10 protein-coding genes are annotated in these 14053 nt (G+C 31.6%); 5 read left to right on the top strand and 5 right to left on the bottom strand.

Features of this window, described 5'->3' with window-relative positions:
• Both ABMY20_RS04265 and ABMY20_RS04260 read left to right on the top strand, forming a co-directional pair.
• Complete coding sequence (locus ABMY20_RS04265; RefSeq protein WP_349264717.1) at positions 1 to 2466, top strand: TonB-dependent receptor; 2466 nt, start codon at positions 1 to 3, stop codon at positions 2464 to 2466.
• A 12-nt stretch (positions 2467 to 2478) separates the two neighbouring features.
• Positions 2479 to 2760: a DUF3817 domain-containing protein gene (locus ABMY20_RS04260; RefSeq protein WP_047787909.1), complete on the top strand. Its 282-nt coding sequence runs from the start codon at positions 2479 to 2481 to the stop codon at positions 2758 to 2760.
• A gap of 27 nt (positions 2761 to 2787) precedes the next feature.
• Here the strand turns inward: ABMY20_RS04260 and moaD are convergent, their stop codons facing one another.
• The 3 genes from moaD to ABMY20_RS04245 form a co-directional block, all read right to left on the bottom strand.
• Positions 2788 to 3030, bottom strand: coding sequence for a molybdopterin converting factor subunit 1 (gene moaD, locus ABMY20_RS04255; RefSeq protein WP_047787908.1), 243 nt, complete (start codon positions 3028 to 3030; stop codon positions 2788 to 2790).
• A gap of 9 nt (positions 3031 to 3039) precedes the next feature.
• Positions 3040 to 5505, bottom strand: a complete 2466-nt coding sequence (locus ABMY20_RS04250; RefSeq protein WP_349264716.1) for a DUF5686 and carboxypeptidase regulatory-like domain-containing protein — start codon at positions 5503 to 5505, stop codon at positions 3040 to 3042.
• 131 nt (positions 5506 to 5636) lie between these two features.
• Positions 5637 to 8234, bottom strand: coding sequence for an AsmA-like C-terminal region-containing protein (locus ABMY20_RS04245; protein ID WP_349264715.1), 2598 nt, complete (start codon positions 8232 to 8234; stop codon positions 5637 to 5639).
• A gap of 119 nt (positions 8235 to 8353) precedes the next feature.
• Between ABMY20_RS04245 and queG the strand changes: the two genes are divergently transcribed.
• Positions 8354 to 9277, top strand: a complete 924-nt coding sequence (queG, locus tag ABMY20_RS04240; protein WP_239178214.1) for a tRNA epoxyqueuosine(34) reductase QueG — start codon at positions 8354 to 8356, stop codon at positions 9275 to 9277.
• 41 nt (positions 9278 to 9318) lie between these two features.
• Here queG and ABMY20_RS04235 read toward each other — a convergent pair whose 3' ends face one another.
• Complete coding sequence (locus tag ABMY20_RS04235; protein ID WP_047788346.1) at positions 9319 to 9957, bottom strand: PAS domain-containing protein; 639 nt, start codon at positions 9955 to 9957, stop codon at positions 9319 to 9321.
• 299 nt (positions 9958 to 10256) lie between these two features.
• Positions 10257 to 10874 carry a PAS domain-containing protein gene (locus tag ABMY20_RS04230; protein WP_047787904.1) on the bottom strand — a complete coding sequence of 206 codons (618 nt, stop codon included), beginning with the start codon at positions 10872 to 10874 and terminating at the stop codon, positions 10257 to 10259.
• Between the two features lie 237 nt (positions 10875 to 11111).
• On the opposite strand from ABMY20_RS04230, the gene ABMY20_RS04225 reads away from it, so the two are divergent.
• Both ABMY20_RS04225 and ruvA read left to right on the top strand, forming a co-directional pair.
• Complete coding sequence (locus ABMY20_RS04225) at positions 11112 to 13406, top strand: NADP-dependent malic enzyme (protein ID WP_047787903.1); 2295 nt, start codon at positions 11112 to 11114, stop codon at positions 13404 to 13406.
• Positions 13407 to 13470: 64 nt separating this feature from the next.
• The gene (gene ruvA, locus ABMY20_RS04220; RefSeq protein ID WP_047787902.1) at positions 13471 to 14052 is read left to right on the top strand and encodes a Holliday junction branch migration protein RuvA; all 582 of its coding nucleotides are present in this window, start codon (positions 13471 to 13473) and stop codon (positions 14050 to 14052) included.
• The last annotated feature ends 1 nt before the right edge of the window (position 14053 follow it).

Raw genomic sequence — 14053 nt, 5'->3', positions numbered from 1 at the left:
ATGAAAAACATAATTACTGTATTTTTTTTTCTTTTAACTGTTACAATCTTTTCTCAAACTATTACTGTAATTGATGCTGAAACAGGAAAACCTGTAGAAGCTGTGGCAGTTTTTAATAAAAACAAAACAACATCTGCAATAAGTAATGAATTAGGTAAAATTGATGTTTCTAATTTTAAAAAAAATGAATTGCTTACGTTTGCTCATGTATCTTATGCAGGGTACCAAGAAAAAATATCTGTAATAAAAAAGAATAATTACCACGTATATTTATCAAAAAACTCAGAACAGTTAGATGAGGTAGTTGTTTCTGTTTTTAAGAACAGAGAAAAAACCAACCGTATAGCAGAGCAAATAGCAGTGGTGTCTTCAAAAGAAATAGAAAAACTATCTCCACAGACTTCAGCAGATTTATTAGCGAGTGTACCTGGAATTAAAGTTCAAAAATCACAATTTGGAGGAGGGAGTCCTGTTTTACGTGGAATGGAAAGTAATCGAGTTCTTTTGGTGGTTGACGGTGTTCGTATGAATAATGCAATTTATAGAAAAGGACACTTACAAAACTCAATTACAGTAGCTCCAAACTTATTAGATAGAACAGAGGTTGTTTTTGGTCCGTCATCAGTAATTTATGGTTCAGATGCATTAGGTGGTGTAATTCACTACTATACTAAAACCCCGAAGTTATCAGAAAAAGGAAGTGAAATTAAAGGAAATACATTTTTAAGATATAGTTCAGTAAACAATGAAATAACTAATGTAGCTTCTGCTGAATTAAGATTTAAAAAATGGGCGTCTTTTACAAGTGTAGCTCATAGTAATTTTGGAGATTTAAAGATGGGAGAAAACCGTTCTCATGGTTTTGAAAATTGGGGTAAATTGCCTTTTTACTCTAACAATACTAATACTTTTTATAACGAGACACCGGTTGTTAATTCTAATCAAAACTTACAAAGAAATACAGGCTATAGTCAAACAGATGTATTACAAAAGTTTTATGTTCCTTTTTCAAAAAACACAGACTTTAAACTAAACTTACAGTATTCAACCTCTTCAAACATTCCTCGTTTTGATAAGTTAACAGAGTTAAAAAATGGAAATTTAAAGTTTGCTGAATGGTATTATGGTCCACAAGAACGTTTGTTAGTATCTCCACAGTTAATTATAAATCCTAAGAAAAAATGGATGGATAATGGAACTATTACTTTAGCATACCAAAATATAAAAGAAAGTCGCATACAAAGAAAGTTTGGAAGCTTAGATAGGTCTTACAGAGAAGAAAAAGTTGATGTTTTTAGTTTAAATGGAGACTTTACAATACCCTTAGCTAAAAGAAGGAATTTAGGGTATGGAGTAGAAGTTACTTACAATGATGTAGCATCAAACTCTTACGGAAAAACATTACGTGTTAATGGTAATAAAATTGTTGGTTTTGATAATGACTTTACTGTACAATCTCGATACCCTGATGGAGGAAGTAGTTACTTGAGTTCAGCTTTTTATGTAGATTATCGTCAAGACATTAATAGTAAATCAACATTAAATACAGGAATTAGAGGTACTAATACAATATTGAAAGCAAAATGGTTAGATGAAACGTTTATAGATATTCCTCAAAATGATATAAGGCTAGATAATCAATCGCTAACAGCAACGATAGGGTATGTATATAAGCCAAATAAAACTTGGCAATTAAACACGGTGTTATCCTCTGGATTTAGATCACCAAATATTGATGATGTAGGAAAAATAAGAGAGAAGAACGGTAAGGTAACTATACCGAATACAAGTTTAAAACCAGAACATGCATACAATGCTGAAATTGGAGCTCAAAAATATTTTAACAATAGAAAATTTAGGGTTGGGGCAAATGTGTATTACACTTTGTTGAATAATTACATTTATAGAGAAAATTTTGAACTAAATGGAAGTTCAACTATTGAGTATGACGGAGAAGACGGAGCTATTGTAGCTAATGTTAATAAAGGAACAGCTTATGTTACGGGTGCTACAGTTAGTTATCAAGGAAAGTTACATAGAAATTGGAATACTTCAGGATTTGTTACTTATACGTATGGAAAAACTTATGATACCAACGAGCCAATGTCGTCTATTCCTCCATTATTTGGTCGTTTTGATGTAAGTTATGTAAGCAAGAAGTTAGAAGGTGGAGCCAACTTAGTTTTTAATGCAAAAAAAGATATTTCAGATTATAATATAACTGAGGGTATTGATAACCATGAACAAACACCAATTGTAAATGCAGATGCGACTGAGGATATTGATAAATACTACGGAAGCCCTAGTTGGATGACTGTTGGGTTGTATGGGAAATATCAGTTCACAAAAAACATTGCTTTGCAAGCGCAATTGTCTAATTTGTTTGATGAACATTATAAAGAATTTGCTTCAGGAGTTTCAGCTGCAGGACGTAATATTTCAGTATCTTTGCTAACCAATTTTTAAGTGAAAATCCAAATGATTAATTTTTTCAGATTAGTAAGTTTATTAGAAGGGATATCTTATATTTTATTACTTTTTATTGCTGTGCCAATTAAATATTTACAAGGAAATCCAGAGTATGTTAAAATGCTTGGTATGCCTCATGGATTACTATTTGTTGGCTATATTGTATTAGCTATTATGTTAAAGTACGAGCTAAATTGGAATGGTAAAACTTTCGGAATCGTTTGTTTACTGTCTATTCTACCTTTCGGAACATTTTTCGTTGGAAAATACTTAAAAAAGGTTAAGGCTTAATAGTTTCTTTTATTAGGAAGAAAATAATTATCCTCCACTTACTGGAGGAATAATAGCGATTACATCATTCTCTTTTATTAGTATGTTGTCAGTAGCGTAACTTTCGTTAATAGCTACCGCATACGAACTCATTTTTTGTAGTTCAGGGAATTCTGCCATAAGAAATTTTTTAAAACTAGCAACCGTACTTTTGTTAGGTAGTTCAATTTCTAATGAAGAATTATCAACTAAATCTGTTGACATACCGAAAAATAGTAGAGTTATTTTCATATAACAAATCTACAATTTTATCCCGAAAACAACTCTATTTTCAGATTTTCCATTAAAGTAAGAGCGAGCAAAATCTACACGTAAAAAGCGCCATTTTCCAATACCAACATTATCTAAACCAATAGCAAACTCAGAATAAGGTTTGTTGCCCGCTGTAAATAATCCTTTAGCACCAGTAACTAAATGAAAGTTAAGTTTATTTAACAAAGGAACCTTACTTAACAATGCTCCTTTAAAGTTATATTCTCCATGAAGTTCAGCATATTTATCATTAGAACTTAGTTTATAATAAGGAAGCATATAAAAGTTGTTCAAATAGTTGTCTTTTGGAGTTATTAACAAGCGATTTCCATTAAAATGAGCATAATCTATAAACGGAATGTCTTTTTTCTCTAAAAACACACCTCCTTTTGCTTTGTAAGCAAACTCACCCCAATTACCTAAATTGATTTGTTGATACAATTGAGAAAAAATCACATCAGAATTCCATTCAGAGTTTCCTGACCCAAAGTTTTTTTGATAACCAATATATAGCGATGGATACTTACGACTTGGTATATTATATTTTCCATCAGGATATGATAAGTACTTTTGACCAAAACTAATGTTTGCTCCTAAAGACAAAGTCCACATTTGATGCGGCGTAAAACCTGTAGAGAAATCTGTAGGATCTTGCGGATTATTAGAAGTGTAGTCTACATCGTCTTGCGGAAACATTACATAATCGGTTGTATTAAATAGTGGCTTTCTGTCTGCAAATTCTAAAGAAGAGAACATGCGTATTCCGTTAGTTACTTCCTGTGAAAAGATTGCTTTAGCAAATGTCTTTTCATAAATTTTTAAATAGTTTCGTTCAAAACCAATAGAACTTATTGTGTTCCAAAATTTAGAAATGGGTTGTTTAGAGTTGAATTGTGGTGTGGCAACTCCTCCAGAAATTGTTAAAACTGGTCGCGTAGTATTGTTCCAACGATAGTTGAAGTTGGCTGTAGGACGCACTTTTTTCTCTGAAAAACCATAATTAACATTAGCCCCAATACTAAAACGTTTTCCTTTTTTGTTAAGTGATTTTCGATAGTTAACACCTAAAGAAGAATTCCACCCTTGCACCGTATTAAAGTTAAGGCTTTCAATGGGGGAAGAAGTGCTTAACGACCACTTGTTGTAAGAATCTCGGTAAGTGTACCCAGAAAGAATATCTAACGGTTTAAACTTATTATTTTTAGTGTCTATAGAGTCTAAATATTTCTTCGATTTTCGAATAGTTTTTATGCTGTCTTTTAATTTGTAATCTGATATTTCTTCAGAAGTTAAAGTCACGGGACGAATTTCATTCCAATATACCGAATCTTTTTCTGTAGCATTTTCAGCAAACGAAAGTACTTCGTTACCAAAAGTATCTTCGGTAAAGTTAGGGTTGAAATTATAGTTAGAATAAGCAGCAGAAAAACGTCCATTAAAATGAAATCCAAATAAACCAGCTTTAAAATCTATAGTTTGAGTAACAGGTACCCAAGCTTTGTTTTTAGTAGAGAAATTATAGTTTTGTTTAATGTGTAGTGAATCTACAATTGGTAGGCTTATTTGTGCACCAGTGACAATAACATCGGCACCATAAATAGCCCAATCATCTTCAACTATATAGATGAAGCCACTAAAAACACGATCGTTTTTACGTTTTGGTAAAAGTTGAATTTTGTTAATGAGTTTTCCGTTTTTATCATAAAAAACACCAGTGAGTTTATAGTTGTAGTATCCAAAAGCACCATTAGCAATAGGAGAAATAACTTTAACATCAGCTAAATCAAAAGAATTTTCATAGAAGTTAAAATTTACTTCTTCTGCTTGATTAAAACTAATTCCGTTGTCTTGTCCACTAACTTTTGAAGCTATAATATGCTCTTTAAAGTTTTTAGGTCTTTTTTGAAATGAGATTTTAGATACGGTTTCAGACAGGTAAACGATGCCTGTTCTAGTAGAATCCAATCCACCACCCATGTCACCAATATCTTGTCCTAAAAACTTCTTCGGTAAATCTTTTACTTTAAATAAACCACGAGAATAAAAATCGGCAGTATACTCAGCAAATTTATCAGTATTTTTTGCTTTACTAGCAATAGCATTTCTAATAATTTTGTTAGCAGGGTTTTCTTTAGAAGATACTAAGACTTCATCTAAGGAAACTTCTTCTTCAGTTAAAACAATATTTAAGATAAAAGGAAAAGAGTTAATTTCAACTGTTTTTTTAACAGTTTTATAACCTAACATTTGAAATACTAGAGTGTGCTGTCCTGTTGAGTTAAAAGCTAATTCATAGTTGCCGTTTGTGTTGGTTGTAGCACCTGTAATAGTATTTTCTAAATATACACTTACAAAAGAGATAGGTTGGTTTTTAATATCGGTAACCTTTCCTGTAATTTGAGAAAAAACAATTGAAGAGAATGCTAAAAATAAAAATGTAGTTATGGTTTTCATAGTCAGTTAGTTGTTGGTGACAAACATAAAAGAAGAACTTTGTAAATTGTATTTAAGAAGTGTTAAATAACTTACAAAGTTCTCTTAATATATAATGTAAGACTATGAAAAAGAAATAATGTTACAAAAGATTACTTAACAGTATCTTTTTGTTTTTTCTTCTTCTTTCCGAACAAACCACCTAAAACATCTGTTACTTTTTTAACGGTTTCTTCTTTTTTGTTGGTTGTACTAGTGCTATCCTTCTTTTTGTTTCCGAATAAACCACCTATAGCGTTGTTTACTAACTTGTCTTTTTGTTGTTGAACTAATTTCTGGCTTAACTTAGTAACCGATGAAGATAAATCTGTTTTTACAGAAGGACTTGTCATGTTACCTGTAATATTAGCAGTAATAGGAACTGTTATGTTTTGTTGCTCTTTCGCGCTTAATTTTGCAAGTAATCCTTGTGCTTCATTACCTAAATATTTAGCAGGAACATTAAGTGTAACGTTGTAGTTCATTGTTTTATCAAATCCATGGTTACCTCCTACAGTAATACCAATATCTTTATACTTTAAATCAAATGGTTTTACAATTACATTACCTTCTTTAAAAGATAAATATGTCTTAATATCAGATAAATCTAGTTTTTTTAAATCAATAAAAGACAATTTATTGTTTAATAAACTAAGTGCTTTTGTTTTTTCAGGGTTAATGCTAGTTGTCAATAGTTCAGCTAAAGCATTACCAGAAATTGAGGTAAGGTTTGGAGTAAAATCGTCATTCAAACTTCCCATTAAATCAATGTCAGAATTTAATTTACCATTCATAGCTCCGGCAATAGGGCTTAATGATTGTAATAAGTCTAAGCTAGTAAATGATTGAGCAATGTCAAAAGATTTGATGCCTAACTTCATATCGAATGTAGGTTTCTTTTGCTGTGTATTAACTTCTCCGTTTAAAGCAATTTGACCATTAAAAATACCGGCATTCATGTTTTGTAAAATGGCTTTTTCGTCTTTTAAAAGCAATGTTCCTCTTACATTTTTCAAAGTCAAATTATCGTAATATACAGTTTTAGCGTTTGCAGAAACGGCACAGTCTAAAAATGCAGGAATTTTTAAAGATTCTTTAGGTGTATCTTTTGTAGAGTCATCTTCTATGTTTTTGGAAGCTTCAGGGTTTTCTTGCATAAAATCACTAACATAAAAGTTATTCGAATTCAGTTTGAAATTTCCACGTAATTTTTTGTCAGAAAGTAAAAAACCTAATAAGTTTTTAAGTGTTCCAGTAGCATTTAAATCACTTTTTCCAGTAGTAGCATCAAACTTTGTTAAGCTAACGGTACCAGGTGTAAAATTGACAACTGTATTTTTAATATGAAGTGGATTTACAACATCTTTTGAAGAAAAAATAAAGTCGCTCACCTCCATTTTTCCATTATTTTTAATACGACTTAAAGTATTGTTTTCAATCGCTTTCATGTCGAACTCCGTATGCAAATCAGCCTTTAAAATTCCGCTCAAATCATTTTCTAAATCAATAGGATATGCTTTATTAATATTAGCAAGGTTTAAAACACCTTTTAAACTAGCATTTATCTTTGGATTGGTAGTTAGATTATAAATATTTCCTTTTCCAGAAAAAGTATCCTGATCAATCTTAAAAGAAAGACCATTAATAGTAACAAACGTATTTTCGGTTTTACCAGTAGTGTTTTTTATTTGCGCATCAATATTAATGTTTTGAACACTTTTAGGCAAATCAGGATATTTAAATGAAGCATTATTTGACTTCATAGAAATGTCTAATTTCGGAATGTGTTTATCGTCAATAATTCCGTTTACTTTTCCATTTACACTAAAATTACCTGTAGTACTCACGTCAGCAATACTTTTAGTATAAGCTTCAGGAATTAAACCTAAAAAGTTTTTAAAGTCAGAAGACGGAGTTTTGAAGTTAATATCAACCTCTTGGTTTTTCTCGTTTACTTGAACAAAACCATCAAAAACCAAAGGAAGGTTATTTAATTTAGCTTCATTTTTTAAGAAAGAAAACCTCATATTAGTTAAATCCATTCCTAAAATAGCATCTAACTCTATTTTTTGATTCTTTGCATACGAATTACCGTCCATTCCAAAAGAAACTAAAGTAGATGTTTGAGTATCTAGTTCTGTATTAGATTGAGAAAAGTCACCACTTCCACTGTGGTTTAACTCAGCTAGTTCAAGGTTTAGTTTACCTTGCTCATCATTGTATTTTATCGTAGCATTGTTAATGGCATATGAATTAATGGAAAGTCCAAAAGTAGATGGTTCTTCATTTTTTGCCTCTTCTGTCTCAGAAGGTTTTGCAATATCGTAGTTAGCATTTCCTTTTTTATCAACCAATACGTTTACTAGAGCATCATCAATAGTAAATGATTTAATGTTTAGCTGCTCAGATGAAGCTTTAAAAAGTTCTGTAAGTTTTAATGCTAAGTTTACTTCTTTAGCATATACTAAAGTATCACCTTCAAAAGGAGTGTTGTTAATAACTGTTAGGTTAGATAATTGAACTGATGCATTTGGGAAATTTCTAAGTAGGCTTAAGCTAGAATCGCTAAAATCAACTTTGGCGTTTACGTTGTTGTTAATAGTAGTTTTTACCAAGTTCATCACTTTATCTTGAAATAGTAGGGGAGTACTAATCAAAAGGATGAAGAAAAAAACTATAATACCTAATAATATTTTATATATCTTTTTCATTATGAATAAAGTTTGTCATGTAATACTAACGAACAAATTTCAACATTTATTTGTAAATAGAAAGTGAATAAAATTATAATTTTTCTTTTGGTAATTTTGCGGCGATAAAACTATGTATTTTGAATAAGAAACAGCAATACTCAAATTTTATAAAAGCACAAGCAAAACGCTTGGGTTTTTTAGGTTGTGGTATTGCAAAAGCTGATTTTTTAGAAGAAGAAGCACCTCGTTTAGAGCAATGGTTGCAAAATGGATATCACGGTGAAATGCATTATATGGAAAATCACTTTGATAAACGTTTAGATCCACGACTGCTGGTAGATGGTGCAAAATCAGTAATTTCCTTGTCGTACAACTATTTTCCTTCGGAAGTTCAGCAAGAAGGAAGTTATAAGATTTCTAAATATGCTTACGGACAAGATTATCATCATATCATCAAAGATAAATTACGAGAATTATTACAGTTGATTAATGATGAAATAGGAGAAGTTTCTGGTCGTTGTTTTGTTGATTCTGCTCCTGTGTTAGAACGAGCTTGGGCAAAAAAATCAGGGTTGGGTTGGAACGGGAAACACTCGTTGTTAATTCAAAAACAACAAGGGTCGTTTTTCTTTTTGGCGGAATTAATTATTGATTTAGAACTCGAATACGACGACCCTTTTAAAACAGATCATTGTGGTAGTTGTACTCGTTGTGTTGATGCATGCCCAACTCAAGCTATTTTGCCTAATAATACAGTTGATGGAAGTAAATGTATTTCATATTTAACAATTGAGCTAAAGGATGCAATTCCGTCAGGATTTAAAGGAGAAATGCAAGATTGGATGTTTGGTTGCGATGTGTGCCAAGATGTATGCCCATGGAATCGTTTTTCACAACCGCACGAAGAAAGTCTATTTACGCCTCAAGAAAACTTACTGCAAATGACAAAACGTGATTGGCAAGAGTTAACACAAGAAACCTTTAGTAAAGTGTTTAAAAAATCGGCAGTAAAGCGTACTAAGTTTTCAGGGTTATTAAGAAATATTGACTTTATAAAATAATAAAACCGCTTAGAAAAGCGGTTTTATTTATGTTTTAAAGATTATTTAGGATTCGTCTCTCCAAAGAAAAACCAATTAAGTCCTTTTTTTAGCATTCCACTTTCTTTTACAGGAGTTTGTTTTTCTGTTTCTTTTGCGTTGACAGTTTCTCCTTCAAATAATTTTACAACAAAATCTTCATAAGATGCGTTAACCTCTTCTTGTAAGAAAGAATTAAAATATAATTCACTTGCTTTTTCACCTTTAACTTTTTCAATTTCTAATAGCGTTTTGTATAAAGGTTCAATTTTTTTTATAACGTTTTCAGGTAAAGATTTTCTCCTTCCAGTATATCCAGTGATTTTTCCGTTATCATCTTTTTCTACATCAAAATCAGTAATAACCCAGTAGTACCTACCTGTTCTTGTTAAGTTTTTAACAATAGCATGGAAATTATTTCCTTGCTTTAGGTTATCCCATAATATTTTAAAGACTACCTTAGGCATGTCAGGATGCCTAATAACGTTATGAGGTTCTCCAATAAGTTCTACTTTATTATACTCCGAAGCCTCTTCAAAGGTATCGTTCATATATAAAATAGTCCCTGCAGGATCTGTTTTACTAATAATTGTTTTTGATTTGTCCCATTTTATTTCCTCATCTATAACTTTAGAAGGTCTAAGAGAATTGTTTGTGTGCATTTTTTTTGTTTTAATAGTTATTCGGGGTGGTTTACTCAAAAAATAATCAACAAATATAAGGTTTTTGAAGTAGGAGTTTGCTTTGAAAGGATTTTTAGTTATGGTAAGAGAATGTAATTTTTATTTGGTCTAAAATATTAGTTGTATGATAATAGAATTATGTTAGTTTTTTGTTTTTTGATAATAGAATTGTATTATTAACTAACAGTAAGGAGTAAATGTGAAAAAAAAAGGATTGAAACAATTGTTTCAATCCTTTTAAAAAACATTTTAAGAGGGATTATTTAGGGGTAGTAAATTTATGTTGGGTTTGTTTCTCCAAAGAAAAACCAATTTAATCCTTTCTTTAAAGGGTTTGTTTCATTCTTAATTTTTTCAGCTTCTTCTTTAGAAAGCTCTTCGTTAAACAAATCAACTACGAATTCATTATATGTTTTACCAACTTCTTCTTTTAAGTAGGCATCAAAATACATTTCACTAGCTTTTTCACCTTTAAGTTTTTCAATGTCTAAAAGTGTTTTATATATAGGTTCAATTTTTTTTACAACTCCATCAGGAACGGCTTTCCTTCTAGCGGTATACCCTACAATTTTACCCTCTTCATCTTTATCAATGGTAAAGTCAGTAATAACCCAGTAATATCTGCCGGTTCTTGTTAGGTTTTTAACAATTGCATGAAAGTTTTCACCTTTCTTAAGAGCGTCCCATAAAACTTTAAAAGCTACCTTGGGCATATCTGGGTGACGGATAATATTATGAGGTTCGCCAACTAACTCAATGGTACTGTATTCACAGGTGTTAGAAAAAACATCGTTAGCATATAAAATAGTTCCGTAAACATCAGTTTTGCTTACAATGGTTTTTGTTTTATCCCATTGTACTTCTTCGTTAATAATGTGTCTTTGTGTAGTTTCCATTTCTATTGGTTTAAGGTTAGGGCAAATTTGAGAAGAAAAAGAAAGACTAAATATGACTTTTATCAGGTTGTTAATTATTTTTTAATAATTTTATTCATGATGTTTATAATTCTCAAAAGTTAGGGTTAATAGCCAAAGGAGTTTAATGAGATAATATAACTTTTATAGGTAAGCAAGTTACTTTTACTTAACAAACAAAATGTATATTTGTAAGTTCAAACAAACAAGAACGAACCTATGAGAGATTCTAGAAAAAGGCATGAAGCTTTACTTTATCATGCCAAACCGAAGCCAGGAAAAATAGCAGTAGTACCTACCAAAAAATACGCAACACAACACGATTTATCATTAGCGTATTCACCAGGTGTTGCTGAACCTTGTTTAGAAATAGCGAAAGATAAAAACAACGTTTATAAATATACTTCAAAGAGCAATTTAGTGGCTGTTATTTCAAACGGAACAGCAGTTTTAGGGTTAGGTAATATTGGTCCTGAAGCATCCAAGCCAGTAATGGAAGGAAAAGGATTACTTTTTAAAATTTTTGCTGATATTGATGTTTTTGATATTGAAGTAGATGCTACTGATGTTGATAAATTTGTTGAAACAGTAAAAGCTATAGCTCCTACTTTTGGAGGAATTAATTTAGAAGATATTAAAGCTCCTGAAGCTTTTGAAATTGAAAGAAGATTAAAAGAGGAGTTGGATATTCCTGTAATGCACGATGATCAGCACGGTACAGCAATTATTTCAGCCGCAGCCTTAAAAAATGCATTAGAGATTAATGAAAAGGATATTAAGGATGTAAAAATTGTTGTGAACGGAGCCGGAGCCGCAGCAATATCATGTACGCGTTTGTATCTAGCTTTAGGTGCGAGTCGTGAAAACGTAATTATGTGTGATAGTAAAGGGGTTATCAGAAAAGATAGAGATAATCTAACATCACAAAAAGCGGAATTTGCTACAGATCAAGATGTAAATACTTTAGAGGAAGCAATGTTAAATGCCGACGTGTTTATTGGTTTGTCAAAAGGAAATGTGGTATCTCCTGAAATGCTTTTGTCAATGGCGAAAAACCCAATTGTTTTTGCAATGGCAAATCCAGAACCAGAAATTGAGTACGATTTAGCTATAGCGACAAGAGACGATATTATCATGGCAACAGGAAGGTCAGATCACCCTAATCAGGTGAACAATGTATTAGGTTTTCCTTTTATTTTCCGTGGAGCACTAGATGTACGCGCCAAAAAAATTAACGAAGAAATGAAGATGGCTGCTGTACACGCATTAGCAGATTTAGCAAAACAATCAGTGCCAGAACAGGTAAATATTGTATATGATGAAGTAAGCCTTTCTTTTGGAAAAGAATATATTATACCCAAACCATTTGACCCAAGGTTAATTTATGAAATTCCACCAGCAATAGCAAAAGCAGCGATGGACTCAGGAGTTGCTCAAGAACCTATCGATGATTGGGATAGGTATAGAGAGGAGTTGATGGATCGTTCAGGAACAGGAAGTAAAGAAGTACGCTTATTACACAACAGAGCTAAAAAGAATCCTAAGAGATTAGTGTTTGCTGAAGCAGATCATTTAGATGTTTTAAAAGCAGCACAGAGAGTTTATGAAGAAAAAATTGGAAAACCGATTTTATTAGGAAGAAGAGAAATTATTTTAGAACTGAAAACTGAGTTAGGATTTGATGCTGATGTGCCAATTATTGATCCTAAAACAGATGAGGAAGAAGAAAGAAGAAACCGATATGCTGAAATATTTTGGAAATCAAGACAACGTAAAGGAGTTACGTTTTTAGAGGCACAAAAATGGATGCGTGAACGCAACTATTTTGCAGCAATGATGGTGAATTCTGGGGAAGCAGATGCATTGATTACAGGATATTCAAGACCTTATCCTTCAGTAGTGAAACCTATGTTAGAATTGATTGAAAAGGATCATGGAGTAACAAGAGTTGCAGCAACAAATATGATGTTAACGAAGCAAGGGCCTATGTTCTTAGCAGATACCACAATTAATATCAATCCAACAGCAAAAGATTTAGCTAAAATTACACAGTTAACATCTGTGTTGGCTAAAATGTTTGGGATGAAACCAAACGTTGCAATGTTAGGATTTTCAAATTTTGGATCATCAAAATCTGAAAGTTCAACTAAGATTAGAGAAGCAGTTTCTTACATTCACCGTCATTATCCAAATGTTGTAGTTGATGGTGAGTTGCAAGCAGATTTTGCTTTAAATCCAGAATTATTAGCAAAAGAGTTTCCTTTCTCTAAACTAAATGGAAAAAGAGCAAACGTATTAATTTTTCCAAATTTAGAATCGGCTAATATTACCTATAAGTTAATGAAAGCTGTTGATGAAGTAGAAACTATAGGGCCAATTTTACTTGGAATGAGTAAGCCAGTACACATTTTGCAATTGGGGGCAAGTGTAGATGAAATGGTAAATATGGCTGCAGTAGCAGTTGTAGATGCTCAAAACAAGGAAATGAAAGCAAAAAACAAAGTTTCTCAATAAGATAAGAGAAATTTTTTTAAAAGATAATTTTTTCTATTTTAGACCAATAGAAAAAAATAGCTAGATGATAACACAAATAAGGGGAAAACTTGTGGAAAAAAATCCTACATACGCTGTTGTAGATTGCAATGGAGTAGGATATTTAATGCATATTTCTTTAAACACATATTCATTATTACCAAACGATGAATATGTGTTGTTATATACACACTTATCCATTAGAGAAGATGCTCATACGTTGTATGGATTTTCAACAAAAACAGAGCGAGAAGTTTTTAGGTTACTAACTTCGGTTTCAGGAGTAGGACCAAGTACTGCACGAACCATGTTGTCTTCTATGACTTCACAAGAGGTTTCACAGGCAATAGCTTCTGGAGATGTAAAATTAATTCAAACGGTTAAAGGTATTGGAGCTAAAACTGCACAACGAGTTATTGTTGATTTAAAAGACAAAGTCTTAAAAACTTTTGATATAGATGAAGTTTCTGTGGTACAGAACAATACAAATAAAGAAGAAGCGTTATCTGCTTTAGAAGTTCTTGGGTTTGCACGAAAACAAGCTGACAAGGTAATAGGGAATATATTAAAAGAAACACCTGATGCTAGTGTTGAAAAACTTATAAAACAGGCGTTAAAAAACTTATAAA

Origin of the sequence: Tenacibaculum sp. SSH1-16, from assembly GCF_040104435.1 — a bacterium.
Classification (GTDB): domain Bacteria; phylum Bacteroidota; class Bacteroidia; order Flavobacteriales; family Flavobacteriaceae; genus Polaribacter; species Polaribacter mesophilus.
The sequence above is the reverse complement of the archived record's forward strand: the minus strand, read 5'-3'. Positions and strand labels throughout refer to the sequence as shown.

Coding starts and splice junctions, on each gene's coding strand:
- ABMY20_RS04265 (WP_349264717.1), top strand. CDS start 1: ATGAAAAACATAATTACTGTATTTTTTTTTCTTTTAACTGTTACAATC.
- ABMY20_RS04260 (WP_047787909.1), top strand. CDS start 2,479: ATGATTAATTTTTTCAGATTAGTAAGTTTATTAGAAGGGATATCTTAT.
- moaD (WP_047787908.1), bottom strand. CDS start 3,030: ATGAAAATAACTCTACTATTTTTCGGTATGTCAACAGATTTAGTTGAT.
- ABMY20_RS04250 (WP_349264716.1), bottom strand. CDS start 5,505: ATGAAAACCATAACTACATTTTTATTTTTAGCATTCTCTTCAATTGTT.
- ABMY20_RS04245 (WP_349264715.1), bottom strand. CDS start 8,234: ATGAAAAAGATATATAAAATATTATTAGGTATTATAGTTTTTTTCTTC.
- ABMY20_RS04235 (WP_047788346.1), bottom strand. CDS start 9,957: ATGCACACAAACAATTCTCTTAGACCTTCTAAAGTTATAGATGAGGAA.
- ABMY20_RS04230 (WP_047787904.1), bottom strand. CDS start 10,874: ATGGAAACTACACAAAGACACATTATTAACGAAGAAGTACAATGGGAT.
- ABMY20_RS04225 (WP_047787903.1), top strand. CDS start 11,112: ATGAGAGATTCTAGAAAAAGGCATGAAGCTTTACTTTATCATGCCAAA.
- ruvA (WP_047787902.1), top strand. CDS start 13,471: ATGATAACACAAATAAGGGGAAAACTTGTGGAAAAAAATCCTACATAC.